The 25,145-nt window shown below is 60.3% G+C and carries 29 protein-coding genes; 14 read left to right on the top strand and 15 right to left on the bottom strand.

What is annotated here, in order from left to right; all coding sequences use genetic code 11:
* Positions 1-27 precede the first annotated feature (27 nt).
* From FXO12_RS25795 to FXO12_RS25785, 3 genes are all read left to right on the top strand, one after another.
* Positions 28-1,197 (top strand): MFS transporter, encoded by a 1,170-nt coding sequence (locus FXO12_RS25795; protein ID WP_057975148.1) that lies wholly within the window; start codon positions 28-30, stop codon positions 1,195-1,197.
* 54 nt (positions 1,198-1,251) lie between these two features.
* Positions 1,252-2,202: a hypothetical protein gene (locus FXO12_RS25790; protein WP_057975147.1), complete on the top strand. Its 951-nt coding sequence runs from the start codon at positions 1,252-1,254 to the stop codon at positions 2,200-2,202.
* A gap of 90 nt (positions 2,203-2,292) precedes the next feature.
* Entirely contained in the window at positions 2,293-2,673 is a 381-nt protein-coding gene (locus tag FXO12_RS25785) for a helix-turn-helix transcriptional regulator (protein WP_054896732.1), read from the top strand.
* Between the two features lie 110 nt (positions 2,674-2,783).
* Here the strand turns inward: FXO12_RS25785 and FXO12_RS25780 are convergent, their stop codons facing one another.
* From FXO12_RS25780 to FXO12_RS25770, 3 genes are all read right to left on the bottom strand, one after another.
* Positions 2,784-4,319, bottom strand: coding sequence for an amidase family protein (locus tag FXO12_RS25780; RefSeq protein WP_229999917.1), 1,536 nt, complete (start codon positions 4,317-4,319; stop codon positions 2,784-2,786).
* 144 nt (positions 4,320-4,463) lie between these two features.
* Positions 4,464-5,000, bottom strand: coding sequence for a hypothetical protein (locus tag FXO12_RS25775; protein ID WP_233098120.1), 537 nt, complete (start codon positions 4,998-5,000; stop codon positions 4,464-4,466).
* 266 nt (positions 5,001-5,266) lie between these two features.
* Entirely contained in the window at positions 5,267-6,325 is a 1,059-nt protein-coding gene (locus FXO12_RS25770) for an MBL fold metallo-hydrolase (RefSeq protein WP_057975146.1), read from the bottom strand.
* 122 nt (positions 6,326-6,447) lie between these two features.
* Here FXO12_RS25770 and FXO12_RS25765 point away from each other — a divergent pair, with 122 nt between their 5' ends.
* On the top strand, positions 6,448-7,074 hold the full coding sequence (locus FXO12_RS25765; protein ID WP_034128571.1) for a TetR/AcrR family transcriptional regulator: 627 nt from the start codon (positions 6,448-6,450) through the stop codon (positions 7,072-7,074).
* 326 nt (positions 7,075-7,400) lie between these two features.
* Positions 7,401-8,720 (top strand): PAS domain-containing methyl-accepting chemotaxis protein, encoded by a 1,320-nt coding sequence (locus tag FXO12_RS25760; RefSeq protein WP_054918288.1) that lies wholly within the window; start codon positions 7,401-7,403, stop codon positions 8,718-8,720.
* Between the two features lie 25 nt (positions 8,721-8,745).
* Here the strand turns inward: FXO12_RS25760 and FXO12_RS25755 are convergent, their stop codons facing one another.
* A complete protein-coding gene (locus FXO12_RS25755) occupies positions 8,746-9,630 on the bottom strand; it encodes a LysR family transcriptional regulator (RefSeq protein ID WP_057975145.1) in 885 nt (294 codons plus the stop codon).
* Positions 9,631-9,709: 79 nt separating this feature from the next.
* Here FXO12_RS25755 and FXO12_RS25750 point away from each other — a divergent pair, with 79 nt between their 5' ends.
* Entirely contained in the window at positions 9,710-10,417 is a 708-nt protein-coding gene (locus FXO12_RS25750; RefSeq protein ID WP_057975144.1) for a CTP synthase, read from the top strand.
* A complete protein-coding gene (locus FXO12_RS25745; protein WP_054918277.1) occupies positions 10,414-10,734 on the top strand; it encodes an antibiotic biosynthesis monooxygenase in 321 nt (106 codons plus the stop codon). The genes FXO12_RS25750 and FXO12_RS25745 overlap by 4 nt, the downstream gene beginning before the upstream one ends.
* Before the next feature lie 130 nt (positions 10,735-10,864).
* Here the strand turns inward: FXO12_RS25745 and FXO12_RS25740 are convergent, their stop codons facing one another.
* Entirely contained in the window at positions 10,865-11,188 is a 324-nt protein-coding gene (locus FXO12_RS25740; RefSeq protein WP_014719621.1) for a DUF2025 family protein, read from the bottom strand.
* A 232-nt stretch (positions 11,189-11,420) separates the two neighbouring features.
* On the opposite strand from FXO12_RS25740, the gene FXO12_RS25735 reads away from it, so the two are divergent.
* The 3 genes from FXO12_RS25735 (at position 11,421) to FXO12_RS25725 (ending at position 14,113) form a co-directional block, all read left to right on the top strand.
* Positions 11,421-12,548 carry a glycerophosphodiester phosphodiesterase gene (locus FXO12_RS25735; protein WP_034128488.1) on the top strand — a complete coding sequence of 376 codons (1,128 nt, stop codon included), beginning with the start codon at positions 11,421-11,423 and terminating at the stop codon, positions 12,546-12,548.
* A 94-nt stretch (positions 12,549-12,642) separates the two neighbouring features.
* Positions 12,643-12,948, top strand: a complete 306-nt coding sequence (locus FXO12_RS25730) for a PepSY domain-containing protein (RefSeq protein ID WP_034128489.1) — start codon at positions 12,643-12,645, stop codon at positions 12,946-12,948.
* 145 nt (positions 12,949-13,093) lie between these two features.
* Positions 13,094-14,113, top strand: a complete 1,020-nt coding sequence (locus tag FXO12_RS25725) for a transporter (RefSeq protein ID WP_057975143.1) — start codon at positions 13,094-13,096, stop codon at positions 14,111-14,113.
* Positions 14,114-14,230: 117 nt separating this feature from the next.
* Here FXO12_RS25725 and FXO12_RS25720 read toward each other — a convergent pair whose 3' ends face one another.
* Genes FXO12_RS25720 through FXO12_RS25710 form a run of 3 tightly spaced genes read right to left on the bottom strand, consistent with a single transcriptional unit; the run spans position 14,231 to position 16,895 of the window.
* The gene (locus tag FXO12_RS25720) at positions 14,231-15,205 is read right to left on the bottom strand and encodes a biotin-dependent carboxyltransferase family protein (RefSeq protein WP_054918276.1); all 975 of its coding nucleotides are present in this window, start codon (positions 15,203-15,205) and stop codon (positions 14,231-14,233) included.
* Positions 15,202-16,080 carry an allophanate hydrolase subunit 1 gene (locus tag FXO12_RS25715; RefSeq protein ID WP_054896726.1) on the bottom strand — a complete coding sequence of 293 codons (879 nt, stop codon included), beginning with the start codon at positions 16,078-16,080 and terminating at the stop codon, positions 15,202-15,204. Before FXO12_RS25715 ends, FXO12_RS25720 begins: the two co-directional genes overlap by 4 nt.
* Before the next feature lie 56 nt (positions 16,081-16,136).
* Complete coding sequence (locus FXO12_RS25710; RefSeq protein WP_034128493.1) at positions 16,137-16,895, bottom strand: 5-oxoprolinase subunit PxpA; 759 nt, start codon at positions 16,893-16,895, stop codon at positions 16,137-16,139.
* Positions 16,896-17,144: 249 nt separating this feature from the next.
* Here FXO12_RS25710 and FXO12_RS25705 point away from each other — a divergent pair, with 249 nt between their 5' ends.
* On the top strand, positions 17,145-18,062 hold the full coding sequence (locus FXO12_RS25705) for a LysR family transcriptional regulator (protein WP_014719628.1): 918 nt from the start codon (positions 17,145-17,147) through the stop codon (positions 18,060-18,062).
* On the opposite strand, the gene FXO12_RS25700 is transcribed toward FXO12_RS25705, so the two are convergent.
* Complete coding sequence (locus tag FXO12_RS25700; protein WP_057975142.1) at positions 18,059-18,955, bottom strand: LysR family transcriptional regulator; 897 nt, start codon at positions 18,953-18,955, stop codon at positions 18,059-18,061. The two genes, FXO12_RS25705 and FXO12_RS25700, sit on opposite strands and share 4 nt — an antisense overlap.
* 106 nt (positions 18,956-19,061) lie before the next feature.
* Between FXO12_RS25700 and FXO12_RS25695 the strand changes: the two genes are divergently transcribed.
* Positions 19,062-19,820: an SDR family NAD(P)-dependent oxidoreductase gene (locus FXO12_RS25695; RefSeq protein ID WP_057975141.1), complete on the top strand. Its 759-nt coding sequence runs from the start codon at positions 19,062-19,064 to the stop codon at positions 19,818-19,820.
* Between the two features lie 11 nt (positions 19,821-19,831).
* On the opposite strand, the gene FXO12_RS25690 is transcribed toward FXO12_RS25695, so the two are convergent.
* Entirely contained in the window at positions 19,832-20,269 is a 438-nt protein-coding gene (locus FXO12_RS25690) for a multidrug/biocide efflux PACE transporter (protein ID WP_054896721.1), read from the bottom strand.
* Positions 20,270-20,357: 88 nt separating this feature from the next.
* Between FXO12_RS25690 and FXO12_RS25685 the strand changes: the two genes are divergently transcribed.
* The gene (locus FXO12_RS25685; RefSeq protein ID WP_034128498.1) at positions 20,358-21,212 is read left to right on the top strand and encodes a LysR family transcriptional regulator; all 855 of its coding nucleotides are present in this window, start codon (positions 20,358-20,360) and stop codon (positions 21,210-21,212) included.
* A 112-nt stretch (positions 21,213-21,324) separates the two neighbouring features.
* Here FXO12_RS25685 and FXO12_RS25680 read toward each other — a convergent pair whose 3' ends face one another.
* The 4 genes from FXO12_RS25680 to FXO12_RS25665 are packed head-to-tail and all read right to left on the bottom strand — an operon-like array spanning position 21,325 to position 23,862.
* Complete coding sequence (locus FXO12_RS25680) at positions 21,325-22,548, bottom strand: RNA polymerase sigma factor (RefSeq protein ID WP_057975140.1); 1,224 nt, start codon at positions 22,546-22,548, stop codon at positions 21,325-21,327.
* The gene (locus FXO12_RS25675) at positions 22,545-23,021 is read right to left on the bottom strand and encodes an SRPBCC family protein (protein WP_019819312.1); all 477 of its coding nucleotides are present in this window, start codon (positions 23,019-23,021) and stop codon (positions 22,545-22,547) included. The genes FXO12_RS25680 and FXO12_RS25675 overlap by 4 nt, the downstream gene beginning before the upstream one ends.
* Positions 23,022-23,046: 25 nt before the next feature.
* Entirely contained in the window at positions 23,047-23,400 is a 354-nt protein-coding gene (locus tag FXO12_RS25670; protein ID WP_034128501.1) for a YciI family protein, read from the bottom strand.
* A gap of 42 nt (positions 23,401-23,442) precedes the next feature.
* Positions 23,443-23,862 carry a nuclear transport factor 2 family protein gene (locus tag FXO12_RS25665; RefSeq protein WP_057975139.1) on the bottom strand — a complete coding sequence of 140 codons (420 nt, stop codon included), beginning with the start codon at positions 23,860-23,862 and terminating at the stop codon, positions 23,443-23,445.
* A 145-nt stretch (positions 23,863-24,007) separates the two neighbouring features.
* Between FXO12_RS25665 and FXO12_RS25660 the strand changes: the two genes are divergently transcribed.
* Positions 24,008-24,499, top strand: a complete 492-nt coding sequence (locus FXO12_RS25660; RefSeq protein WP_014719637.1) for an N-acetyltransferase — start codon at positions 24,008-24,010, stop codon at positions 24,497-24,499.
* Between the two features lie 66 nt (positions 24,500-24,565).
* On the opposite strand, the gene FXO12_RS25655 is transcribed toward FXO12_RS25660, so the two are convergent.
* A complete protein-coding gene (locus FXO12_RS25655) occupies positions 24,566-25,048 on the bottom strand; it encodes a GyrI-like domain-containing protein (protein ID WP_057975138.1) in 483 nt (160 codons plus the stop codon).
* Between the last annotated feature and the right edge of the window lie 97 nt (positions 25,049-25,145).

The following is a 25,145-nucleotide window of genomic DNA, read 5'->3' as shown; positions in this document are numbered from 1 at the left end:
AGGTATAACAAGGAACCCTCCCCCACCGTGGCCACCTACTCCCTGGTAATCCGTCGCCTGATGATCTGCTCGGTGACCATCGTGGTCAGCCGTGCCATGACCAGCCCGTTGCTGGCCCTCTGGCTGAGCACACGCCTGGGCCTCAACCAGCAGGACATCGGCCTGCTGATGGGGGTCGCCGTGTTCATCGCCACGCTCCTGGGTTTGTACGGCGGCTACATCATCGACCGTCTGGAAAAGCGCAAGCTGTTGATCCTGGCCATGCTCTCCAGCTCCATCGGTTTTTTGTTGCTGACCTTTGCCAGCAACCTCTACCTCACCACGCTGACCCTTGTTGTGACTGAAGCCGCGTCGGCGCTGTTCCTGATCGGCTCCAAGGCGATCATCAGCGAAAACCTGCCGGTGGGTGAGCGCGCCAAGGTGTTTTCCCTGCGCTACACCCTGACCAATGTCGGCTATGCCACGGGCCCGATGTTGGGCGTAGTGATTGCCGGCCAATTGCCGTGGGCACCGTTTTTGATCGCCAGCGCCATTGCCTTTGGCAGCTTGTTCCTGATGATCGGCATTGCGCCGACCCAGCGCGACGACAGTCATAAGCCTCAGAGTTTCCTCAGCACCCTGCGCATCTTGCGCAGCGACCGCACGCTGATCCTCTTCACCAGCGGCAGCCTGTTGAGCACCATCGTCCATGGGCGCTACACCCTTTATCTGTCGCAGTTTTTGCTGGTGGCCTACACACCCGACCAGGCACTGAAAATTCTGTCTGCGGTGCTCGCCTGCAACGCCATCACCGTGATTTTGATGCAGTACCAAATCGGCCGATTTCTCAAGCGCGAGCAACTGCGCCATTGGATCGTGCTGGGCACCCTGCTGTTTATTGCCGGGTTGGTCAGCTTCAGCCAGGCGCACAGTCTGCTGACCTGGTGCCTGGCAATGTTCGTGTTCACCCTGGGCGAGATGATCATCTACCCCTCGGAGTTTCTGTTTATCGACACCATCGCACCGGATGCACTACGGGGCAGTTATTACGGCGCACAGAACCTGGCCGCGTTTGGCGGGGCCATGAGCCCGGTGATTTGTGGCTATCTGCTGATCAATGCGGCGCCCACCAGCATGTTCTTTGCCCTGGCCGCACTCACGGCCATGGGTGGCACCCTGTGTTTCTTGAGCGGGCGACGCGTGGCAGGTTCTTGCTGATATTTACGCAAGATCCGGCTATTAATAGCCAAACCTCTGACGGACCCGAGCCCCATGAAATTCGACACGGCCTACAGCTTGAGTCTCGGCGACAAGCTGTCGATCTACGACGTGCGAGATCTGAATTTCGATGAAACTACCGCCTTCGATTCCGACAAGGACAGCTTCCTGTGCCCCAACGACGCCTGCCGTGCGGCGTTCGATAGCGCCAATGCGTTGAGTACCTTCAACGCCAAGAACGTCAACTACCAGCGCACGCCGCACTTCAAGAACAAACCCGGCACGCGGCATATCGACGGCTGCCGCTATGCCGGCAGCCATAAACCTGCGACGGGTGAAAATGACGACGAGCGTGAGGAAAATTTCCCATCGGAATTTGTGCTGACGCGGCGACTGTACGAGCTTAGAACGCCGGTAGTCGGCACCGCTGGGAGCGTCCTGCAGGAGCCGACGAAAGTGCCCGCAAACCGCGCTACCACCTCTTCTGGCAGCAATGACTCGATCCCGGACAAAACCAGCGTATTCGCACACCCGGTGGAGTGCTACGTGTCCAACATCGATGACAAGGACAAGCTCAAGGCCATGCCCTTGAAGATCGGTGAGCACACGGCGACCTACTGGGCATTCTTCAAGAAGATCGAATACCTGCAAGACAACCAGGGTTTGATTTACTGGGGCAAGATCAAGACCATCAAGGACTACACCAGCAGCTTTCGCATCGACTTCGAAAAGAAGGTGTGGCTCGACAAGAAGCCCTATTCGGTAAATGTCTACCTGAGCAAAAAGCTTATCGAAAACTACCGCAAGCGCACGGCATTCCTGGAACAGATCAAGGCGGCGGCCAGCAGCGAACGGCCGCTGTATTGCTTTTTCTACGGGGTCACGCCGCAGCTTGTGCAGGTGCCCAGCCAGAAAAAACCCGAGCAGACGTTCGGGGTATTCAGCGCCAGGATCGAAAACCTGGATCACCTGATTATTCGCGAGGCGCCGGGGCTGGAATCATAAGGGGTTGCAACGCCAATGGATGAGCGGTAGAAACAACTGTACAAAAAAACAGTATAGTTGCGCCTCCCCTGTCGAACCTGGAGAAACCCCATGTCCTCTCTGGCAATGAGTTCTTTCGTAGAACAACAGATCGTCTTGCATCAATTCACCACCAAACACTGCGCGCAGGCGCGCGTGATGCTGGGCTGGAGCCGCGAAGAGCTGGCTCGCCAGGCTGGCGTGGCGGTGCAAGCAATTGAGAAACTGGAAGGCCACGGCGACGTGGACGATGAAACTCGTTTGATCCTGGCGTTTCGCCTGGAGGCCGAAGGGCTGGTATTTTTCCCGGGGTTCGCGCCGGGGTGGGGGATGAGTGCGCGGCGGTTTGATACCGCCGCAGCGCAACCTTCTGCGCAAGGCCTCATTTCCCGGTTGATGGGTTCAACCACCGCAACCATTGACTCACAAACGCCTCAACCCAATGGTGCGTAGAGCCCAGGTGTTTCTCCGGGCGCTTCAATAGTTTCAAATGCACCCGTGGCGGTCGATTGAACCCTGGCACAACCTCTGCGAGGCAGCCGTCTGCAGAGGCTGATTCAAACTCAAGTGTCAGTAGTCTCAACCACGTCCTCTGTACTGGCAGGTGTCGGTGTGAAGGGAGCACCTGGGAGAAAAGCCGGTTTTTGAATGGCCTGTGAGGCTTGTTCATAACCATAGGCGACTGACAGCAAGGTCGCTTCACTGTTGGCGGAGCCATACACGTAAAGTGCCGTGGGCATGCCATCTTCATCCATGCCTGACGGAACGGATATGCCTGGGTACCCGGCCGCAGCGCTGAAAAAATAATTGTGGGACTGGAAGTTCGACACCATGGCGTCGAGCTTGTGCTCCTTCATGGGGTCATCAATGGTGTTCTGAAATATAGGAAGAATGGCTTTCCACAGCGCATCGCGATCTTCCTGGTTGGTCTGCACCCCATTGATCATTTCCAGCAGTTTCTGGTCAGGCTCACCAGGTTTCTGGGTGCGGTTGATAAAAGCAATCAGCTCAGAGAGTGATTTGACCGGCAAACCTTCTCGCCCAGCCAGGTAGCCTTCCAGCGCTTGCTTGACCTCCGAGAAAAGCGCGTTGTTATAATCGACATAGGTTTGTTCGGGGACGCCAGCATCCAACCGCGCCATCGGCACCAGAATCGCCCCTTGGGCCTTCATCACGTCGAGCGCCGCCTCATAATGCTTGCGGTCTGCTCGCTTGGCCGGGTCCTTGGCCTCCTCAGCGGACAACTCGGGTAAAGGGGTATAGCCAATTCGCTTGTCCTTCAAGGCGTCGGACTGCAGGCCCTTGGTGTAGGCAGTGGTCTCGGTCATTGCGTTAAGCGCTTCGGCCGCATCACAGATATTGCGGGTAAAAGTCCCCACCGCGTCCATGCGAGTGCTGGTCATGACGCCTTCGGTACTGACCAGGCCCGTCGTTGTTTTCAGGCCAAACACACCGTTGTAGGCGGCGGGGCTGATGATCGATCCGTTGGTTTCCAACCCCAGTGCCACAGGCACATGCCCTTGGGCGACCGCCACTGCCGAACCTGAACTCGACCCAGCCACCGGCCCTCCGAGTCGATGAGGGTTCAGCGTCTGGCCACCTCGGGAGCTCCAGCCATCCACAGGTAATAGTGACCGAAAGTTGGACAGCTCACTCATATTGGTTTTCCCCACAATCACCACCCCGTGCTTCAACAAATTGTCGACAACCTTGGCGGTTTTAGTGGCCGGCGCGCCCACCAAGGCCTTCGAACCTGCACTGGTCTGCATGCGGTCGTTGGTTTCGAAGACATCCTTCAGCGCTATCGGCACGCCATGCAAGTGCTTGAGTACGCGGCCATTGGCACGTTCCTGGTCGCGGGCCTTCGCCTCCCTCATAGCATCCGGGTTGGTTTCCAAAAACGCATTGCCGCCCTGTAGCCCACGATCAATATTGGCAATCTGCTTGAGCGAGTCCCTCAACAGTGACTCTGAGGTAACGCCGCCACCTTGGCCCATCTCCAATGACATCTGGCAGGCACTCTTGAAACCTTGCACAGGGTTTGCAAGTTCCTGAAGCAGGCCTGTCGCCCATCCACTTACCGAAACTGGTCCGATCATGAAATTCCCCTCTGTCTAACTGGATGTGAGCGTTATCGGTCGATAACACCGCACCAGTCTAAGAGCCGACACCCCATCAATATTTCGGGCGAATCCTGCTGCTGCGTCCTACTCTTCCCAGCCCGACGTAGTCTTCAATAACGTCTATGGCCGTAGCTGGCGGTAAGCGCGTACCAGTGCCGCCAAACGATCACCTGCCCAGCGTGCACCGTAAAACCAGACTCTGGAGCCATCCTCCAGGGTTTCACACACCGTGGGGTACCCGCTTTTCGAGGCGTTATGAAAGGCGGCTTCTGGATCCTCCGACACCAAGGCATCCAGGCGAAGGCCTGCCACCCGCTCATCGATTTCACGACAGGCCTGCTGATTGTCGCCGCTGCGCTGCATGTCCACCGCTACCCATTGGACACCGGCCCTGCGCAGGGTGTCGAAGACTCGGTGCAAGGCCTCACTGTGTTCGACCCGTTCAACGTGATTGCCCTGCACATAGCGCTCGACATACCCGACCCGATAGCCCGTCAACGCCCGCGTGGCGGTGAACGTGGTGTTATTCAACACGAGCGGTACCTCTACCATCACCGGTTCGGTAGGGTCCTCGCCGCTGAGGGCGACAAGTGATAGCGCGGGGTCACGCACCGGCCGTAGATGGGGCGCCAGGGCGTTATACCCTGGGATGAGCATGGCGCCCGCAGCCTGTTCGGTGCCAAAGACAATAGAGGTGGGTGCAGCATGGGGGGGTGAAGCGGGTACGTCGGCGGCGTTCATTGGCGGGGGTAGCGGTTGGGCTGGGGCACAAGGCACCCCTATTTTCCAAAGCTTCTTACAGTGGCTGTCCATCGAAACATCCTCCCGGAAATAAAATTTCCGCGGGATCATCGCACTCTCATTTGGCCTTTGTCGCAGAGCAGAAATTCGCTGAAAAACTCTTTTCCAAGCGGGCCATCGGCTCAGCTTGCTGCGTGTTCGTTGACCGGTTGAGGCTCCACTTCCAGCCACCAGGCTTGCCCGCGCTCAGGCTGGTTCAAGCGAAAAGCCTGACCCATCGCCGGAGTGGTGATCGAGATATTGCGCTCCCAGGCCAGGGCCATGATGCGGTCGAAGGGCTCATGCCAGGCGTGGAAGGCCAGATCGAAGGTGCCGTTGTGAATCGGCAGAAGCCAGCGCCCTTTCAGATCGATATGCGCCTGCAGCGTTTGCTCCGGCTGCATGTGCACATGGGGCCAATCGACATTGTAAGCGCCGGTTTCCATCAGGGTCAGGTCAAACGGCCCGTACTGCTCGCCGATGCGTTTGAAACCGTCGAAATAGCCAGTATCGCCACTGAAAAATATACGTCGCGTAGCGTCGATCATTACCCATGAGCACCACAGGGTCTGGTTGCCATCAAACAGGCCGCGCCCTGAAAAGTGCTGAGCCGGCGTGCAGACAAAACGAACGCCATCGACTTCGATGCCCTGCCACCACTCCAGCTGGCGCACTTTGCTGGCGTCTACGCCCCATTTGACCAGCGTGTCACCCACGCCCAGGGGCGCCAGGAAGTAGCGGGTCTTTTCGGCCAATTGGACTACCGCTTTGCGGTCGAGATGGTCGTAATGATTATGGGAAAGGATCACCGCTTCCAGCGCTGGCAGCTCATCAACACTGATAGGCGGCTGATGAAAACGCTTGGGGCCGGCCCAACTGAACGGCGAGGCGCGTTCGGCAAACACCGGGTCGGTGACCCAGAATTTACCACGTAGTTTCAGCAGCACGGTTGAATGGCCGAGGCGATACACGCTGTGATCAGGGGCGGCCAATAACTGCTCGCGGGTCAGTGGCTGTACCGGAATCTGCCCCACCGGCCGTGTCGTGCGCGGCTTGTTGAATAGCATGTTCCAGAAAATGCGCAGGGTCTTGCCCAAGCCACCGTGCTGCACCGGAGTGTCGTTGCTGAAGTGCCCCAGGCCCTGCTCGGCAGGCTTGGGCGCCGAGGGCGCCGGGTCGAGACGGGTTGAAATAGTGGCCATGACGATGTGACTCCGGCGGTCCGCTCAAGTATTACACTGCACAGTGTAGTTTCTAGATTGCAACAAAATCCGGAGCAAGTAAACTGCCCGGTGTAATTTCATTGTTGAGTCGAATGCCTTCCATGACTGCCCCCAAACGCCTCACCGAGCGTAAACGTGAAGCCATCGTGGCTGCGGCGATTGCCGAATTTCGCGAGAACGGCTTCGAGGTCACCAGCATGGACAAAATCGCCGCAACTGCTGGCGTTTCCAAGCGCACGGTGTACAACCATTTCCCCAGCAAGGAAGAACTGTTCGCCGAGATCCTCCACCAACTATGGGCCAGCAGCGTTGCCCAGCTGGACGTGATCTATACGAGCGACCGTCCGCTGCGCGACCAACTGCGCACGTTGCTGGAAGCGAAAATGCAGATGATGTCGGACGCCAACTTCCTCGACCTGGCACGCGTAGCCATTGCTGCCACCATTCATTCGCCGGAACGCGCTCAAGACATGGTCAACCGCCTCAGCGCACGAGAAGAAGGCTTTACCCAATGGGTGCGCGCCGCCCAGGAAGACGGCCGCCTCACCTGCACCGACCCGGGGTTCGCCGCCCACCAGATCCAAAGCCTGCTCAAGGCCTTTGCATTCTGGCCGCAGATTACCCTCGGCCAGCCCACCCTCGACCCCGCCGCCCAGGCAGGTGTTATCGAATCAGCCATCGACCTGTTCCTGGCCGGCTACGAAGTCAGCACTCCGCCCTCATACTAAGGCGCGTTATTGCAGAGCGTTTTGGCGTATTCCGCCCGTTGCGTGGCCGCCCATCCGGCCTGAGTTGTCTGATGACACCTCGTCTGAAACTTCATTCGCCGGCCTGCCGCAATAGCATAATGCCGCCATTGGTCGCCTGGTCAAAATAGTCCTGCCTGACGGGCGAACTTCCAGGTCGGTTGATCACTCTGACACCGTTGTTCTACCCCCCTCTGTCAGCATCAGGAAGCTGGCAATGAGCAAGTCAACCGTAAGGCCAGGGGCCCTACGGGGTCAGGCGCAAATACATGGACCCCGCATACGCTTGCATGCCCGAGCCCTCCACCATGCTATTCAACGCTCACAAGAAAACCATCAGTACCCTGCAACACAGCCTAGCCCAACAGACCAGCCTGCTGGACGCCATCGAACGCTCCATGGCCGTGATCGAATTCGACCTGCAAGGCACCGTGCTGCGCGCCAATGACAACTTCATCAAGACCATGGGCTACCGCGCCGAACAGATCCTGGGCCAGCCCCATCGGATGTTCTGTACCCCGGCGTTCGCCCGCAGCGCGGACTACAACCAGCTGTGGACGCACCTGCGAAACGGCCAATTCCAGTCGGGCACCTTTGAACGAGTAGGCGCCAACGGCGCCTCGGTGTGGCTGGAAGCAAGCTATAACCCGGTACGGGATGAGGCGGGGAATGTGATCAAAGTGGTGAAATACGCCATGGACGTCACCCCGCGTCTGCAAGCCGAAAGCGAAGCCAACGCCAAGCTCGAAGCCATCGACCGCGCCATGGCGATGATCGAGTTCAACCTCGACGGCACCATCATCACCGCAAACGACAATTTCCTGCAGCGCATGGGCTACAGCCTGGCGCAGATCCAGGGCAAGCATCACCGCCTGTTTTGCACACCCGAGCTGGCCAACAGTGCGGCCTACAGCGAGTTCTGGAAGCGCTTGAACCAGGGCGAGCTGTTCAATGGCCAGTTCGAGCGGGTGGACAAACACGGCCAGGTCGTGTGGCTGGAAGCCAACTACAACCCGGTGTACGACGCCAGCGGGCGCCTGTGCAAAGTGGTGAAGTTCGCCTCGGATGTCACCGCCCGCGTGCTACAGCATGCCGCTGACGCACAGAGCGCCGCCCAGGCTTACCACCTGTCGTTGAACACCCAGGAGATGGCGGAAAAAGGCGCCGAGGTGATTCAGAAAACCGCCAGCGGCATGCGCGAAATTGCCGTGGATATCGACACATCTTCGCAACTGATCGCCAAACTCGGCGAACGCTCGCAACAGATCACCGCCATCGTCAATACCATTCGCGGCATCGCCGACCAGACCAATCTGCTCGCCCTCAACGCCGCCATTGAAGCCGCCCGCGCCGGCGAGCAGGGCCGTGGCTTTGCCGTGGTGGCCGATGAAGTGCGGCAACTGGCGGCGCGTACCAGCGGCTCCACCGCCGAAATCTCCGGCATGATCGCCATGATCCAGGACGAAACCCGCCAAGCCATCGACAGCATGGACGCCACCCGCGACCGCGCCGCCCAGGGTGTGGAACTGGCCAACCAGGCCGGCACGGTGATCCTGCAGATTCGCGAAGGCACCGGCGAAGCAGTACAAGCGGTAAGTGCGTTTGCCAATGAGCGGGGCAATCGCTGAGCCATTGGCGCTGGCTGTCTGCAGGTTAACTTCGCAGCCAGCGCACATGCCGCCCCAGTTCATCAAATAGCGTCACCACCGAGCGTAACGCCCGGCAATCAGGCCGCGTCAGCAACCACAGCGCCGTATCGTGCCCTGCCAGCGCAGGGCCCAGCGGTTGCAGGCCATCGCCCATCAGAAAATCCGGCAGCGCCGCCACGCCCAACCCCGCGCGCACTAATTCGGTCACCGACTGCATGCTGTTGCACCGATAACGGAGACGCACGCCCGGCAAATGCTCACGGCGCCAGATGACGGTGGGGTGATCGGGTAAAAAATCGTCCGGCGCGATCCAGGCCAGGTCGGCCCACTCATGGTCTGGGTGCAGGCGCGCATAGTCGGCACTGGCACACACCTGATAGGTCACCGCCCCCAGGCAACGTCCGACAAGATGCGCTGGCGGCGTCTTGGTCAGGCGCAGGGCGATATCCGCATCGCGGCGGCTGAGGTTGGCGAAGTCATTGGAGGTGCTCAGTTCCAGGGTCAACGCCGGGTAGGCCGGCATGAACTGCGCGAGGGCCGGCAACAGCAAACCTTGCAACACCGAGTCGGTGCAGGTCAGGCGCACGGTACCGCTGATCACTTCACCGCCCTGCTCCACGCCAATACGCGCCGCCTCCAGCGCCTGCTCGGCACGCTCGGCCTGTTGGGCCAGGTTGCTCGCCAGGCTGGTGGGCAAATAACCGGCACGGCTTTTTTCAAACAGGGTCTGGCCCAGCGCCGCCTCCAGCCGCCGCACCGCACGGAACACCGTGGATACATCGACCCGCAGCAGCGCCGCCGCCCGCGCCAGGGTACCGCCGCGCACCAGGGCCAGGATCAACGACAGGTCGGCGTAGTCGATTTGATAGTGCGTGACTGCATTGAACATATGGGCAAACGCCAATATTGATTGCGTGAGCGCCAATCTATAGTGGGTATCACCCCACCACAAGTCATGGACGTACATGATGCCAACCCCCGCGCTGCACCTTGCCCTGATCGGTGATTACACCCCCGATGTGACCGCCCACCAAGCCATTCCCATGGCCCTGCAACAGGCCGCCGACGTTCTGGGCCTGAACGTCCAAGTGCAATGGCTGGCCACCGACACCCTCACCTCCACTTCTGCCCTGAGCGACTTCGACGGTTTCTGGTGCGTGCCCGGCAGCCCCTATCGCGATGTCGACGGCGCCTTACGGGCGATACGTTTTGCCCGCGAACAAGGTCGCCCTTTCCTCGGTACCTGCGGCGGTTTTCAACATGCCGTGCTGGAATATGCCCGCCATGTGCTCGGCTGGGCCGATGCCCAGCACGGCGAATTAATGCCGGATGCTGAACGCGCCGTCATCACGCCGCTGGACTGCTCCCTGGTGGAGGTGAGCAACACCGTACGCCTGGCCCCGTACACGCGCATTGCCCAGGCCTACAGCCGCCTGGACATCCACGAGGGTTACCGTTGCCGCTACGGCATCAACCCCGCCTTTGCCGACGCCCTGCTGGACGCCAACCTGATTCCCACCGGCCACGATTCGGCGGGCGATCTGCGCGCGGTGGAACTGCTCGACCACCCGTTCTTCGTCGCTACCCTGTTCCAGCCCGAACGCGCCGCACTCAAGGGCATCACGCCGCCGCTGACGATTGCGCTGCTCAAGGCCTGCCAGGAGGTATCGGTATGATCGCCAAGACACCCGCCCCACCTTATTACGCGGTGATTTTCAGCTCGCTGCGCACCGGCGCCGACCTGGGTTATGGCGAGGCCGCCACACGCATGCTGGAACTGGCCAGGCAACAACCGGGGTTCCTGGGGGTGGAATCGGCGCGGGAGGATGGACTGGGGATCACCGTGTCCTACTGGGCCAGTGAGGCGGCGATACTGGCCTGGAAACAGCAGGCCGAGCATCGGCAGGTGCGCGAGCAAGGGCGGGCCACCTGGTATGAGGCGTTTCACACACGGGTATGCAAGGTAGAGCGGGCCTACACCTTCTCCACTTGAATCACCGAACCCGGTGGGAGCTGGCTTGCCGGCGATGCAGACACCTCGGTGATGCAGTGAAAGCGCAGTGATACTATCGCAGGCAAGCCAGCTCCCACATTTGCTCGTCATCGTTAGCAATCGCGGACGCTCAGCTCACCAAACTACGCAACGCGCTGATCTGCGGGATCTCTACCCGGCGCATATACACACGCAGCGGCTCGGTGATGTTGATGCGTTCGTCGATATTCTGGTCGAGCAACAACTGCAGGCGCGCTCGGCACAGGGTCATGGTGTGGTCGGCGGCCGGCAGCCAGACGAACTCGGCCGTGGGGATGATGCCGTCATCGGCCACGTCCATGCCGAATGAGTCTTCGCTGAATCGTACGATGTACTGGCCGGTCTTGCGGTTGAGGCCGACAAATCCCTGGAGTTGGTCGGCGGCCTGGCAGATAAGCTCGGAAGTGATGCGCATGGTAAACCTCACTGAAAAGTCCCACAGGGACTGGAAAGATGGTTTACACGCGTGGCAGAAAATACCGCCCTCTGGCGGGGCAGCTACCCGTAAGAATACTGCAACACCCTGCAAAAAAGTCGACAAAATTGGCCGGTGCGCACGTTAATGTCGGTTTGGTGATAGCGCCGTTCGCAATCAATTGTTAAAAAGGACACCTTCTCAAAGTTACCTCCACGAAAGGACTTCGCATATGCCTGTCACGTTTTCCAAAAGCGCCTTGCTGCTGGCGTTGATGCTCGGCCTTGGCCAGGCACAGGCTGCCGAGCCGGTCAGCCCGGCCGAATTGGCGACAAACGAAGGCATTCCCTACCCTGCCGTGATCGCTCACCGTGGTGCTTCCTACGATGCGCCTGAATCCACCGCCGCTGCCTACAAGGTTGCACGCGACCTGGGTGCCGACTACCTGGAACTGGACTTGCAACGCAGCAAGGACGGCGTACTGTTCGCCCTGCACGACAACAACCTGCAGCGCACCACCGACGTCGCCACCAAGTTCCCCGAGCGCAAAGACGCGCCTGCCAACGAATTCACCTGGAAAGAACTGCAAACCCTCGACGCCGGCAGCTGGTTCAACGCCGCCTACCCGGACCGCGCGCGCCCTGGTTTCGTTGGCCTGAAAATCCTGAGCCTGGACGACATCATCAAGATCGCCGAAGGCAACCCCTCGCACAAACCCGGCCTGTACATCGAGACCAAGGAGCCCAAGCAGTTCCCGGGCATCGAAGCCGACCTGAAAAACAAGCTGCTGGACAAAGGCTGGCTGAGCTCCGCCGGCTCCAAGCTGGGCAAGAGCAACACCGGTGTCGGCCAAGGCAAGGGCCGCGTGGTGCTGCAAACCTTCGAAACCGCCAGCCTCAAAGAGCTGCAGAAAGAAATGCCCAACACTCCGAAAATCCTGCTGTTGTGGGTGGGTGAAGGCAGCATCGAGCCCAAATCCAAAGTGACCTTCGCCGAGTCTGGCGAAGCCACCAAGGCCGCCTACTACGCCAAGCAAGAGCCCAAAGATGCCGCCGAATTCGAAAAGTGGGTCGATGAGGCCAAAAGCCTTGGCGCCATCGGCACCGGCCCGTCGGCTGAGCTGACCGACCACGGCGACCAGAGCTACACCGACCTGGTGAAGCCGGAAATGAACAAGCTGACCCACGACAAGGGCCTGCTGGTGCATGTGTATACCGTGGATGAGCCGGTGGACTTCGAGAAGGTCATGAAGGCCGGCGTCGATGGCATCTTCACCAACCGCGCCGCCGAGCTGTTGAAGTTCTACAAGCGCTGGCCGTCGTCCAGCGTGCAAGACCTGCTCAACGACCATAAGTACTAAAAGCGTTGGTGTCAGTGAGCCATTAAGGATGAGTTAAGTTGCGCTGGTTAATCTGGCGCCACTTAAACAGCTCAACCTAAGAAGGACATACACCATGAAAACCTTGACCGCCCTGTTCGCCGCTACTGCCCTGACCTTGACCGCCGGCCTGGCCCAGGCTGATGTTCGTCCAGACCAGATTCCCAGCCTGCTCAAGACCGGTGAAGTGATGGCGTTCGAAAAGCTCAACGCCGCCGCCGTCGCCCAACATGCCGGCGCTACCATCAACGATACCGAGTTGGATCACGAAGCTGGCAAGCTGGTCTACGAAGTGGACCTGACCGACACCACCGGCAAGAAATGGGATGTGAAGCTCGACGCCAAAACCGGTGCCGTGCTGGAAAACAAGCAAGACACCTGAGTTGAACCTTGAAAAAACGCGCCACCTTCGGGTGGCGCGTTTTTTTATGCGCGCCTCAAACCGTCACATAACCGTCATACCGCCTTGCAATGATTCGCTCAGGAACCTGTGAAACGTCCTACAGGCCCTTTCTCTGCGAGTCGCCATGAACCACAGCATCGACCACGGCCATCAAGATTCCGATCTGTTTGGCCTGCTTTACGGTTTTCGTTTTCGCCCCGGCGAGAAAGGCCAACAAATTGATTCCGCCACCGCCCTCGCCGCCTTGCAGCAACCGCCAGATCCGGAAGAATTCCTGTGGCTGCACCTGAACCTGGCGCACGCCGCCTGCGAGCGCTGGATGCAGGCGCATCTGTCACTGCCAGAAGAGTTTTTTGAAGCCTTGCATGAGGGCTCACGCTCCACGCGCATCGAGCATGTGGACTCGGCCTTATTGGCCGTGGTCAACGATGTGGTGTTCAACTTCAGCAGCATGGTGTCGTCGGATATTTCCACGCTGTGGGTGTGTGCGCGCAGCCGCTTGCTGGTGAGCGCACGCCTGCAGCCGTTGCACTCGGTGGATAAATTGCGCTCGTCGGTGAAGGCCGGCGAACACTTTCGCTCCCCCTTGGAGCTGTTGGTGCACCTGCTGCGCGACCAGGGCGAAGTGCTGACGCAGATCGTGCGCAAGACCAGCATCAGCGTTGACCAAATCGAGGATCAGCTGTTGTCTTCGCGCCTGTCCACCAACCGTGCCGAACTGGGCGCCGCCCGCCGCGTGCTGGTGCGCCTGCAACGCCTGCTGGCTTTGGAGCCGGGCTCGCTGCTACGCCTGCTCAATCGCCCGCCGCAATGGCTGCAAAAGGAAGACGTGAAGGAATTGCGCAAATCCACCGAGGAGTTTGCGCTGATCATCAACGACCTGACCGCCCTGGGCGAACGCATCAAGCTGTTGCAGGAAGAGATCGCCGCCAACCTCAATGAACAGAGCAACCGCACATTGTTTACCCTCACAGTGGTGACGGTGCTGGCGCTGCCGATCAACATCATTGCCGGTTTTTTTGGCATGAATGTGGGTGGGGTGCCCCTGTCCCAAGACCCGGAAGGCTTCTGGATACTGGTGGCCTTGGTCGCAACCTTCACCCTGATCGCTGGGCGGTGGGCATTCCGCAAATTCTCAAATTGAAATAAGCCCAAAGGTGGGAACTGGCTTGCCTGCGATTGCGGTGTATCAGCCAAGACAATGCAAGCAGACCCACCGCTATCGCAGGCAAGCCAGCTTCCACAGGGGTTAAGCGTATGTTCAGTGATTGAAGAGTCCCGTCATCGCTCTGAGCCGCTTCTTGTACAACCGCCGCGCCTCCAAAGCCTCCTCCAGACTCACCGCCACAAACCCCGCCCGCTGGTTGGGCTGCATTTGCCCGATCAAGTCCAGGTCGGCGCTGATCACCGTGCCGATCATCGCGTAGCCACCGCCCGACACCGCATCGCGATGCAGCACAATCGGTTCCAGCCCCGCCGGTACTTGAATCGAGCCGATCGGGTAGCAACTGTCAACGATGTTGGAGGGATCGGAGCCCGCGCCAAACGGCTGTTCACGTGGCTGGAAGCTCAACGCGCTGCCGCCCTTGAAGCGATAGCCGATGCGATCGGCCTCGGAGCCGACCGTCCACGGCTCGGCAAAAAAGCTGCTTTTGGCCTCCAAGCTCAAGCGTTCGTAATACAGCCCCGGCACCACCCGCAACGTCACATCGCCGCCGACCGAACGCCGCAACGCCATCGGCAAGCTGTTGCCCGCACGCCCGGTACCGCTGGCGCTACCGATCGGCAATTGATCGCCCTCCTGCAAGCGTCGGCCATTAAACCCGCCGAGGGCGCCGAGGGTGTAGGTGGAGCGGCTGCCGAGCACCAACGGCACGTCGATACCGCCAGCGACGGCGAGGTAGGTGCGTGCGCCGGCCTTGGGAAACTCGAACCGCAGCACCTGCCCGGCGCGTACGGCAAAGGCGGTGTCCTGATGCACCACTTCACCGTCCAGGCGCGGCGACATCAAGGCGCCGCTCAAGGCCACCAGCGCGTCCTGCTGGAACTCCAGCGCCGGCCCGATCAGCGTGCATTCCAGGCCCGCCGCGCCCACGGGATTGCCCACCAGGTGGTTGGCCGCACTCAACGCGTATTGGTCCAGCGCCCCCGATGGTGGGATGCCTAAATGGTAATAACCTTCGCGGCCCAGGTCCTGCACGGAGGTGGCGAGGCCGGGTTTGAGGACCTTGATCATGCCAGCGCCTCCTGCAGGGTTTTCGGATAGCCAATGGGGTCGGCGAGAAAGGCATCCAGAGAAAATTCCACCGGGCGAATGCGCAAGTCGAAACGCCCGGCGTCCACCTCGGCGACCGCCAGGTCATATGCCTCGCGGTCCATCGGCTTGAACTGCACGATATCGCCAGGTCGGAAGAACACCATGTGCTCCTTGAGGTACGCCAACTGCTGCGCCGGGTCGTAGATCGGTGCCGGGGTAACGCCGAACATCTGATAACCGCCCGCCCCTCGCACTGAGTAGATACAGCCAAAGCAACCGCCATGGCCCAGGGTCAGTTTCGGTGTGTCGGTGCGTGGCCGCAGGTATTTGGGCACCTGCAATTGCCGCTCGCGTTCGACCATCTGGAACATGAACGGCAAGCCCGCGACAAAGCCGACCATCGACACAAACCACGGCGCGCCACTGTGGGCGGCGATGAACGCGTCCACGTCGGCCAGGCCATTGATGCGTGCCGCGTATTCCAGGTCTGTGCCGCTGGGGTCTTGGTGGCGGTCACGAAAACGCATCAGGGTTTCGTGGGTCCAGGGGTCGTTATAGAGCACTGGGATTTCGATGATGCGCGTGCGCAAGGTGCGTTCGGCCACGGCCTGGGCTTCGGCGCTTTGCACGGCGTCGAGCAGCGCGTGAGGGGCGATGCGGTCAGGGTCGAAGCGAATCTGGAACGATGCGTTGGCCAGGCAGACATCCAGTACGCCTTCCAGCGCCAGGCGCTCCACCGCGCGGGTCACCGCCATGCCCTTGAAAAAAGCCTCCAGGGACATGCTGTCGCTGACCTCGGCAAATAGGTGTTCATCACCGCCGAAGCTGTAGCGGATGGGGGACGTTTCAGCCATGTCTGTTCCTCTTGGAATCATTGTAGAAAGGCAGGCAAAAAAGTAAGGGTTGGATCTTATCGGGGTGTTCTGACGTCGATACCCGCCTGGTCCAAGGCTTCACGGGTAGCCTCCACCAGATCCAGGGCGCCAGGGGTGTCGCTGTGCAGGCAGATGGAATCGAATTCGATCGCAAGGTCTTCGCCTTCGACGGTACGTACCAGGCCGGCCTGACACGCACGCAAGACCCGGGCGGCCACTGTGGCTGGGGCCAGCGCCCGCACATTGCGGGTAAACACGATGGAGCCGCTCAGGTCGTATTCACGGTCGGCATAGAACTCGCGCACCACCGGCTGCCCCAGTTCCTTGGCGATGCGCCAGATCACCGAGTTGGGCATGCAGTACAGCATCAGCGTGGGCTCAATGATTTGCAGGTTCTGCACCAACAGCCGGGCGGCCTCTTCATCACGGGCCAGGTGCATGTAAAGCGCGCCGTGAGGCTTGATATGTTGCAGGGTCACGCCTTGGGCACGAGCCATTTCACGCAGGGCACCGAGCTGGTAGAGCATGTCGTCCACCAGTTCCTGGGCCGGTGCGTTGATGTGCCGGCGACCGAAACCCACCAGGTCACGAAAGCCTGGGTGCGCGCCGATGGCCACACCCAGTTGCTTGGCGCGCTCGACGGTGCGGCGCATGGTGCCCGGATCGCCAGCGTGAAAGCCGGTGGCGATATTGGCCGAGCTGATATAGCCCATCAGCTCTACGTCGACGCCGTCGCCGATGGTCCAGGGGCCAAAGCTTTCGCCCATGTCTGAATTGAAATCCACTGCCTGCATCAAGGTCGCTCCGCCAAAGGTGATGCCCGCAAAGTAGGCCGTGGCTTGACCCCTTGGGAAGATCTATTATCAGATGGCCCATCTTCTGAAAATCAGATAGCTTTTTATCCTCGACCCCAGATCGTTCCCACGCTCTGCGTGGGAATGCAGCCATGGACGCTTTGCGTCCGCACTTGAGACCGTGACGCGGAGCGCCACAAGAGGTATTCCCACGCAGAGCATGGGAACGATCAATAAGCAGAGTGCGATATGTCTTTAACCTTGCGCCAGGTTCGCTACTTCGTCGCCACCGCGGAGATCGGCCAGATATCCCAGGCGGCGATTCACTTGAATATTTCCCAATCGGCGGTTACCACGGCGATCAAGGAGCTGGAAGCCATGCTCGGCGTGCAGTTGTTCGTGCGCTCGGCCCAAGGCATGAACCTCACCGACGCCGGGCGGCATTTTCTCAACCGTGCCTATGTGATTGTGCGCAGTGTGGAGGACGCCCTCAACAGCCCGTTGCCGGACTACCGCGCCAGCGGCGTGCTGCGGGTGGCGGCCAGCTACACGGTGCTGGGTTATTTCCTGCCGCACCATTTACAGCGCATGGAGCATTGGCATCCGGACGTAACCATCGAGGTGTTCGAACAGGAGCGCCAGGCCATCGAACAGGGCCTGCTCGACGGCCAGTTCGACATGGCCGTGGTGCTGACCGCCAACCTTACCCACGCGGATATCGTCTCGGAAATTCTGTTCAACTCCGAGCGCCGCTTGTGGCTGCCCAGCCATCACCCGTTGTGCGAACGCGGAGCCGTGAGCCTGGCCGACGTGGCCCAGGAACCCTACATTTTGCTCACCGTCGACGAAGCCGAACACAGCGCCATGCGCTACTGGGAACAGGCCGGGCAAACGCCCAAGGTGCGGCTGCGCACCAGCTCAGTGGAGGCGGTGCGCAGCATGGTTGCCAACGGCAGCGGCGTGGCGATCCTGTCAGACCTGGTGCACCGGCCCTGGTCCCTGGAAGGCAAACGCATCGAAACCCTGACCGTGACCGACCCGGTCACACCCATGAGCGTCGGCCTGGCCTGGCACCGCGAGCGCGCGTTTACCCCAGCGATGCAAGCGTTCCGGGATTACTTCCACGACGCGTTTCTGGCGCCCCAGCAGTTGTCGGCACGCCGTTAAAGATGAGCTTGCAGGGTGGCGGTCAACCAGTCCATGAACACCCGCACTCGCAACGGCAGATGCCGCTGGCCGGCGTACAGCAACGACACATCTAAGGGCGGCGCTTGGTAGTCGAGCAGCACCGCCACCAACTCGCCGCTGGCCAATAAGTCGCGTATCCCGAGCTGCGGCACCTGGGTGATGCCAAACCCGCCCAGGCACGCCGATTGATAGGCGTCGGTGCTGTTGACCGTCACCCGGCCTGCCATCGCCAGCCGCTGCACCTTGTTGCCCACCATGTATTCGAACCCGGCCGAGCGTGCGCCCAGCGGCCGCACATAATGCACCAACTGGTGATGCGCCAGGTCTGCCAGGGTTTCGGGCACGCCATACCGTTGCAGGTACGCCGCGCTCGCGCAGTTGACCATCGGCATGCTGCACACCCGCCGCGCTACCACGGTTTGATCGGGCTGGGCGCCGACGCGCACCACGCAATCAAAACCTTCGGCGATCAGGTCCACCTGGCGGTCCGAACCGCTGATCTCCATGTCGATCAGAGGATGGCGCGCCATGAACGTGGGCAAGTTCGGCAAGATCAAGCCCCGCGCCATGACGTTGGGCATGTCCACCCGTATGCGCCCGGCCAATTGGGTTTCGTCCTGACGGAACAAACCTTCCAGCTCTTCCATATGCGCCAGCAGATCCTTGCTGCGCTCATACAACACACGACCATCCTGGGTCGCCTGCACCTTGCGCGTGGTGCGTTGCAACAGCCGTGCGCCGAGCAACTCCTCCAACGCCTGCACATGCTCGGAGACCGTAGAGCGCGGCAAGCCCAGACTTTGACCGGCCTGGGTAAAACTCGACAACTCAGTGACGCGTACGAAGGTGCGCAGCAACTCAAGCTTGTTCATTAGATTGTTCGCCTTATCCGGCCAGTGATTCCGATATCAGCCTGTTTATCACGTTATGGCCGGACAAATACACTCAGTCCCACTCACCCCATTCGAGGACTGCACCATGACCCGTAAAATCGCACTCATCACCGGCGCCAGTCGTGGCCTGGGCAAAAGCGCCGCCCTGCACCTGGCTGCGCAAGGCATCGACATCATCGGCACTTACCACAGCGCAGCGGCCGAAGCCCAAGCCGTGGTTGCCCAGGTAGAGGCCTTGGGCGGTCGCGCCGCCATGCTGCAATTGGACGTCAGCCAGAGCGCAACCTTCGATGCATTCGTTGGGCAGATCGGCACCCTGCTCAAGGATGTGTTCGCCCAGGAACATTTCAACTTCCTGATCAACAACGCCGGGGTTGGCACCTACGCAAGCTTTGCCGAAACCACCGAAGCCCAGTTCGACCAGTTGGTGGCGATCCATGTGAAGGCACCGTTTTTCCTCACGCAGAAACTGCTGCCGCTGATCAGCGATGGCGGGCGCATTATCAATGTCTCCAGCGGCCTGGCGCGCTTCAGCCTGCCGGGTTATGCCGCTTACGCGTCCATGAAAGGCGCGGTGGAAGTCTTGTCGCGCTACCAGGCTAAAGAGCTGGGCCCACGGGGTATTACCGTGAACACCCTGGCACCGGGCGCGATTGCCACTGACTTCGGCGGCGGCGCGGTGCGCGATAACACCGATGTGAATGCGATGGTTGCCAATAACACCGCCCTGGGCCGCGCTGGCTTGCCGGACGATATTGGCGGGGCGATTTCGACCTTGCTGGCCGATGGCAGTCATTGGGTCACCGGCCAGCGGATCGAGGCATCGGGCGGGATGTTCCTATGAGCGACGCACGCCTACGGGGTAACTGGGGTTTTACCGGCGAATTTCTCACGCAGCACGTCATAACCCCAGTGGTACACGTAGGTGTACGGCAGGAAGAACAGCAACACGCCAATGTCGAGGATGAAGGCTTCCAGCAGGCTGATCTTCATCAAGGCGGCAATCAACGGCACTGCCAAGAGAATCAGGCCGCCTTCAAACAACAGCGCGTGCAGCACACGGGTCCAACCACCGTTGGCCAGTTGCAGGCGGGTTTTAAGGCGGTCGAACAGGCTGTTAAACACCACGTTCCAGCTCAGTGCCAACAGGCTGATGCCCAGGGTCACTGCGCCCATTTCCAGCGCCGGCCGGCCGGTGATCCACACCAACAGCGGCGTGCAAATCAATAAGGCCAGCCCTTCGAAACCAAGGGCTTGAAACACGCGTTCAGTAAAGGATTTGGTAGGGGTCATGACCCGGCTCCGTGAGTGACGATGGTTGCCATGATCAGGCTTTGTATCGATACTTCATAACCAATAACCATCGATCAAGGCGATAGTCATGGCCTCCCATGAAGTGCTTCAGGCGTTTGTCCAGGCTGCCACCCAAGGCTCGTTTTCCGCGGCGGCGCGCAAGCTGGGCAAAAGCCAGTCCACCGTGAGCGCGGCAGTGGCCAGCCTTGAGATTGACCTGAACGTGGTGCTGTTTGACCGCAGCAGCCGCAAGCCGACCCTCACGCCGGCGGGGCAAGTGTTGCTGCAAAGGGCTGAGCAAGTGCTGGAAGCCAGTAGCCGCCTGGAGCTGGCAGCCAGTCAGTTATCGCAAGGCCTGGAGCCGAAGTTGAGTCTCGCCATGTCCGATACTTACCAATCCGATCGATTCGAGGTCGCCCTCACGGCCTTCGAGCAACGCTACCCGGACCTTGAGCTGGAATGCCTGATCGCGGAATGCGAAGACTTGATCGCACTGGTGCAAAGTGGCCGGGCGCAGATCGCGTTTATCGAGAAACAAGAAGCCTACCCGCCGGACCTTTCCTTCTCCACGGTGGAGGAGCGCACGGAGATCGCGCTGTTTGTCTCGCCTGGACACCCATTGGCGACCCTGGACAAGGTTCACCCGCACACCTTGCAACAACACCGGGAGTTGCGTTTGGCGAGCATCATCAGCCCCAATGAAAACCGCGGCACGCAGCGAGTATGGTCGGCGCCGAGTTACCTGATGCTGATGGAGATGGCACAGCTGGGGTTTGGCTGGGCACCGATTCCACGCTGGCTGGTGGAGCGCTTTGGCGGCAACCAGTTGGTTGAACTCAAGGTGCGCAGTTGGCCGCGTTCGGTGGCGGTGGATGCGCTGTGGTCCCGGCACCAGCCGCCGGGGCCTGCGGGGAGCTGGTTGCTGGGCAAGATGCTGGAATGAGCCTGTAGGAGCGAGCTTGCTCGCGAAGAACGTCAACGATAACGCGTGCTTCCTGAAGAAACGTGGCGTCTGTGAGTTTTTCGCGAGCAAGCTCGCTCCTACATTTGGATCGTCACTGCCTGGAGGAATTGAGTTCGGCGAGACGCCGCGTGATGAAGCGTTTTTCTGGCGCCTGTTGCGTCAGCGACAGCGCTTTTTCGTACGCGCTGCGGGCTTCGTCAAACCGCCCCAACTGCCGGCAAAACTCCCCACGCGCCGAATGCGCCAAGTGGTAGTCCTGCAACTCACCGCGCTGCAAAAGATTGTCTACCAGCACCAACCCCGCCAACGGCCCCTGCTCCATCGCCACCGCTACCGCACGGTTCAACTCGATCACCGGCGACGGCACAGACCTGAGCAATACATCGTAGAGCCCGACAATCTGCCGCCAATCGGTTTCCCCTGCGCTGGGCGCCTCGGCGTGCACGGCGGCAATCGCAGCCTGCAAGCAATACGGCCCGAAGCGTGGCGTCATCAGCGCCTGCTCCACCAATGCGCAGCCTTCAGCGATCAAGGCCCTGTCCCAAAGCGTACGATCCTGAGCGTCCAACAGCACCAGTTCGCCGCTGGCAGAAGTGCGGGCAGGCCGACGCGACTCGTGCAGCAACATTAACGCCAGCAAGCCCATGACTTCCGGCTCGGGCAGCAACTCCAGCAGCAAACGCCCCAGGCGAATGGCCTCCAAGGTCAGGTCCTCACGGGTGAGGTCGGCACCCGCTGACGCCGAATAGCCCTCGTTGAACACCAGGTAAATCACCCGCAGCACACTGTCCAATCGTTCGGGCAATTCGGCGCGGGACGGCACTTGATACGGAATTTTCGCCTCACGGATCTTGCCCTTGGCGCGCACGATGCGTTGGGCAATGGTGGTGGGCGTGGCAAGAAAAGCGTGAGCGATGGCCTCGGTGCTCAGGTCGCAGATCTCGCGCAAGGTCAGCGCAACCTGGGCATTGGCTGCCAACGCTGGGTGGCAGCAAGTGAACATCAGGCGCAGGCGGTCGTCTTCCACGTCTTCATCACTCCAAGGCGCGACCTCCAACGCCTCGGCCTGCTCTTCCAATAACGGGGTAAAACGCGACTGCCGACGCAGGCGGTCGATGGCTTTGAAGCGACCGGTGGACACCAGCCACGCCCGTGGATTATCCGGCACGCCATCCTCGGGCCAGCGCTGCAGGGCGACGAAAAATGCTTCGTGCAGCGCCTCCTCGGCCAAGTCGAAATCACCCAGCACACGAATCAACGTCGCGAGCACGCGGCGTGATTCGCGGCGGTAAATAGCGTCGATCTGCTGGGTCAATCGACCATGTCCTCGGTCACCAACTTCACCAGGCGGTCCAGGCTCTGGCCCCAGCCGTCATGAAAGCCCATGGCTTCGTGGGCCTGCTTGTCCTCGGCACTCCAGTGCATGGCGCGGGCGGTATAGAGGGTCTTTTCTCCGACCTCCTCAAAGGTGACTTCGGCGCTCATGAACGGCTTGCCCGAAGGCACCCAACCCGGCATGAACGCGTCGGTAAACACCAGGCGGTTGGGCGCGTCGATCTCCAGGAACACGCCTTGGGTCGGGTACTCGCTGCCATCCGGGGCGCGCATCAAGGTGCGGAACAAGCCGCCGACCCACAGGTTCATCTCGCATTCAGGGGTGGTCATGCCGTGGGGGCCCCACCATTGTTGCAGCAGGGTTGGCTCGGTCCAGGCGCGAAACACCCGGCGGCGCGGCGCATCGATCAAGCGGCTGATGGACAGTTCAAATTCGGCGGGTTGAATGTTCACGGGGCAACCTCCTCAAGTCTTTTGATTATTGTGTTGAGAGATTCAATTGGCGCACGGGGCGCACTTCCACACTGCCGACCCGGGCTGCCGGAATGCCGCCAGCCACCTGGAGCGCTTCATTGAGGTCCTTGGCGTCGATCAGGTAGAACCCGGCGAGCTGCTCCTTGGTTTCGGCAAAAGGCCCGTCGGTGATCGACAGCTTGCCGTTGCGCATGCGCACGGTGGTGGCGGTGGTCACCGACTCCAGCGGCTCGGCGGCCAGCATGCGCCCGCTGGCCTGGACGGCCTCGGCGTAGGCCAGACATTCCGAGTCGTGGGGGCTGTCGGGCGAGGTGTGCAACACCTGTTCATCGCTGTAGATCAGGCACAGGTATTTCATGGCGTTCTCCGTTTTCGGACTACTGACTATAGTTCGCGGTGCTCAAGGTTTCAGGTCGAACAACGCCGTGCCGCTTTGCATATCAAACGGTGCCGACCAGTGCTCGTGCACCACCTTCCATTGGCCATCGATACGCTGGTAGCCGGCGGTCACGCGCATCCAGCAGGCCTTTACCTCGCCGTCCGGCCCGGCGCCGCCGCAGTGGGCCAGCCAGTGGGCAAACGCACTGTCTGGCGCATCGACGACATGCAATTCATGAAACTCGAAGATGCCGGGGCCGGGGCAGTGCTCCATGCACGCCTCCCAATGCGCGCGGTAGGCCGCCTTGCCCTTGAATTGCAGAGCGGTTACGGCGTCGAACGAGACGATATTGTCGGCGTAAAAGCTGACAATCTGGTCGATATCGCGACTGACAACGGCGTCTTTCCATTGCTCGATCAGGCTCTTGATTGCAGTGCTCATGGCGATGACTCCTTGGGGTGGAAAATCACGGAAGACACCCTTAGTCGAATGGCCCGGAGGGAAATCGACATCCCCCTGAAAAATAATTTCCCGTGGTTCAAACCCGATAAACTGCCACTTCTCTTGCAGCCGTTCGGATAGTCCCATGCCAACCCGCCTCGTTGCTTACGAGGCGCTGAACGCTGTGCAACAACAGCAAGTCGGCGCCATCGAAGTTCACCCTGAACAACTGCCGTTTTGCGGTGATATGTATTGCGCCCTCAATACCCTGCTCGCCAACCCGAGCCCTGGGGTCAAGGGCTTTGCGCTGTTGGTCGACGACCTTCCTGTGGCGTTCTTGCTGCTCAAGCGACCACCGTGCCTGCCTCATTGGGCCGATGAACACAGCGCCACACTCCACGCGCTACAGGTAGACCGGCATCAACAGGGGCGTGGATACGGCAAGATGTGTTTGCAGGCGTTGCCCGCCGTGGCGCGCGAGGCCTGGCCGCAGATCAAGGGGTTGGAGTTGTCGGTGGATGCCCACAACCTGGCGGCAATGGGGTTGTATCTGGGGGCGGGATGGGTGGATCGCGGTGAGGCGTACAAGGGTCGTGTAGGGTATGAGCGTCGGTTGAGTTTCAGGTTTAATCCATAGCGGCAATGTCACGTAAACATGACTTTTAAGCGTGCATGTCGTGTTTACGTGACATCGGGTGCAGTGTCAGCCCCGCTCCCCGATCGGCAGCCAGATTTCCACCGTCCCCGTGCCCTTCCTGGCATCGAAGTCCGCGCTATAGCGCTCGAAATCCGCGCCCATGACCTTGTAGCCCGAGTGCGGCAGCCATTCGAACATGATGCGCTCGTAGGTTTGCTCAAGCGCCTGCACCGGCCCGTAGTGGGGGAACACGGCATAGTTGAGTGGCGGAATTTCGATCACCTCGAAATTGCTCGGCACGTCCTTCTTGGCCGGGACTTCAACACCTGCCAGGTAATCGAGTTCGCCGTGATGCGGGTTATGGCACACCCCGTAGGTCACACCGCCGACGCGCTTCTTGATGTCCTTGATACAGGTATCGAACAACTCCCACAGCCGTGGGATATCGCCAACGGTGGCCTTCGAATATCGCCCTTGTACCCCGGCGATCACCAGGGCCTTACCGGCTTCCAGGCGTGGCTCCAACGGTTGTTTTGTCTGCTGATCCATACGAACAGTCTCCTTCTTATGAGGGAACAAACCCGCATCGAGTATAGGGGCATATCCGCGTTGTACTCCATGTAGAAAAATTTCCTACGCATCTGGA

It is taken from the genome of Pseudomonas sp. J380 (assembly GCF_009827115.1).
GTDB classification, from domain to species: Bacteria; Pseudomonadota; Gammaproteobacteria; order Pseudomonadales; family Pseudomonadaceae; genus Aquipseudomonas; species Aquipseudomonas paracarnis.
Note: the sequence above shows the minus strand (reverse complement) of the source record. Positions and strands in the feature narration are given on the sequence as shown.

Coding starts and splice junctions, on each gene's coding strand:
- FXO12_RS25790 (WP_057975147.1), top strand. CDS start 1,252: ATGAAATTCGACACGGCCTACAGCTTGAGTCTCGGCGACAAGCTGTCG.
- FXO12_RS25785 (WP_054896732.1), top strand. CDS start 2,293: ATGTCCTCTCTGGCAATGAGTTCTTTCGTAGAACAACAGATCGTCTTG.
- FXO12_RS25780 (WP_229999917.1), bottom strand. CDS start 4,319: ATGATCGGACCAGTTTCGGTAAGTGGATGGGCGACAGGCCTGCTTCAG.
- FXO12_RS25775 (WP_233098120.1), bottom strand. CDS start 5,000: ATGCTCATCCCAGGGTATAACGCCCTGGCGCCCCATCTACGGCCGGTG.
- FXO12_RS25770 (WP_057975146.1), bottom strand. CDS start 6,325: ATGGCCACTATTTCAACCCGTCTCGACCCGGCGCCCTCGGCGCCCAAG.
- FXO12_RS25765 (WP_034128571.1), top strand. CDS start 6,448: ATGACTGCCCCCAAACGCCTCACCGAGCGTAAACGTGAAGCCATCGTG.
- FXO12_RS25760 (WP_054918288.1), top strand. CDS start 7,401: ATGCTATTCAACGCTCACAAGAAAACCATCAGTACCCTGCAACACAGC.
- FXO12_RS25755 (WP_057975145.1), bottom strand. CDS start 9,630: ATGTTCAATGCAGTCACGCACTATCAAATCGACTACGCCGACCTGTCG.
- FXO12_RS25750 (WP_057975144.1), top strand. CDS start 9,710: ATGCCAACCCCCGCGCTGCACCTTGCCCTGATCGGTGATTACACCCCC.
- FXO12_RS25745 (WP_054918277.1), top strand. CDS start 10,414: ATGATCGCCAAGACACCCGCCCCACCTTATTACGCGGTGATTTTCAGC.
- FXO12_RS25740 (WP_014719621.1), bottom strand. CDS start 11,188: ATGCGCATCACTTCCGAGCTTATCTGCCAGGCCGCCGACCAACTCCAG.
- FXO12_RS25735 (WP_034128488.1), top strand. CDS start 11,421: ATGCCTGTCACGTTTTCCAAAAGCGCCTTGCTGCTGGCGTTGATGCTC.
- FXO12_RS25730 (WP_034128489.1), top strand. CDS start 12,643: ATGAAAACCTTGACCGCCCTGTTCGCCGCTACTGCCCTGACCTTGACC.
- FXO12_RS25725 (WP_057975143.1), top strand. CDS start 13,094: ATGAACCACAGCATCGACCACGGCCATCAAGATTCCGATCTGTTTGGC.
- FXO12_RS25720 (WP_054918276.1), bottom strand. CDS start 15,205: ATGATCAAGGTCCTCAAACCCGGCCTCGCCACCTCCGTGCAGGACCTG.
- FXO12_RS25715 (WP_054896726.1), bottom strand. CDS start 16,080: ATGGCTGAAACGTCCCCCATCCGCTACAGCTTCGGCGGTGATGAACAC.
- FXO12_RS25710 (WP_034128493.1), bottom strand. CDS start 16,895: ATGCAGGCAGTGGATTTCAATTCAGACATGGGCGAAAGCTTTGGCCCC.
- FXO12_RS25705 (WP_014719628.1), top strand. CDS start 17,145: ATGTCTTTAACCTTGCGCCAGGTTCGCTACTTCGTCGCCACCGCGGAG.
- FXO12_RS25700 (WP_057975142.1), bottom strand. CDS start 18,955: ATGAACAAGCTTGAGTTGCTGCGCACCTTCGTACGCGTCACTGAGTTG.
- FXO12_RS25695 (WP_057975141.1), top strand. CDS start 19,062: ATGACCCGTAAAATCGCACTCATCACCGGCGCCAGTCGTGGCCTGGGC.
- FXO12_RS25690 (WP_054896721.1), bottom strand. CDS start 20,269: ATGACCCCTACCAAATCCTTTACTGAACGCGTGTTTCAAGCCCTTGGT.
- FXO12_RS25685 (WP_034128498.1), top strand. CDS start 20,358: ATGGCCTCCCATGAAGTGCTTCAGGCGTTTGTCCAGGCTGCCACCCAA.
- FXO12_RS25670 (WP_034128501.1), bottom strand. CDS start 23,400: ATGAAATACCTGTGCCTGATCTACAGCGATGAACAGGTGTTGCACACC.
- FXO12_RS25665 (WP_057975139.1), bottom strand. CDS start 23,862: ATGAGCACTGCAATCAAGAGCCTGATCGAGCAATGGAAAGACGCCGTT.
- FXO12_RS25660 (WP_014719637.1), top strand. CDS start 24,008: ATGCCAACCCGCCTCGTTGCTTACGAGGCGCTGAACGCTGTGCAACAA.
- FXO12_RS25655 (WP_057975138.1), bottom strand. CDS start 25,048: ATGGATCAGCAGACAAAACAACCGTTGGAGCCACGCCTGGAAGCCGGT.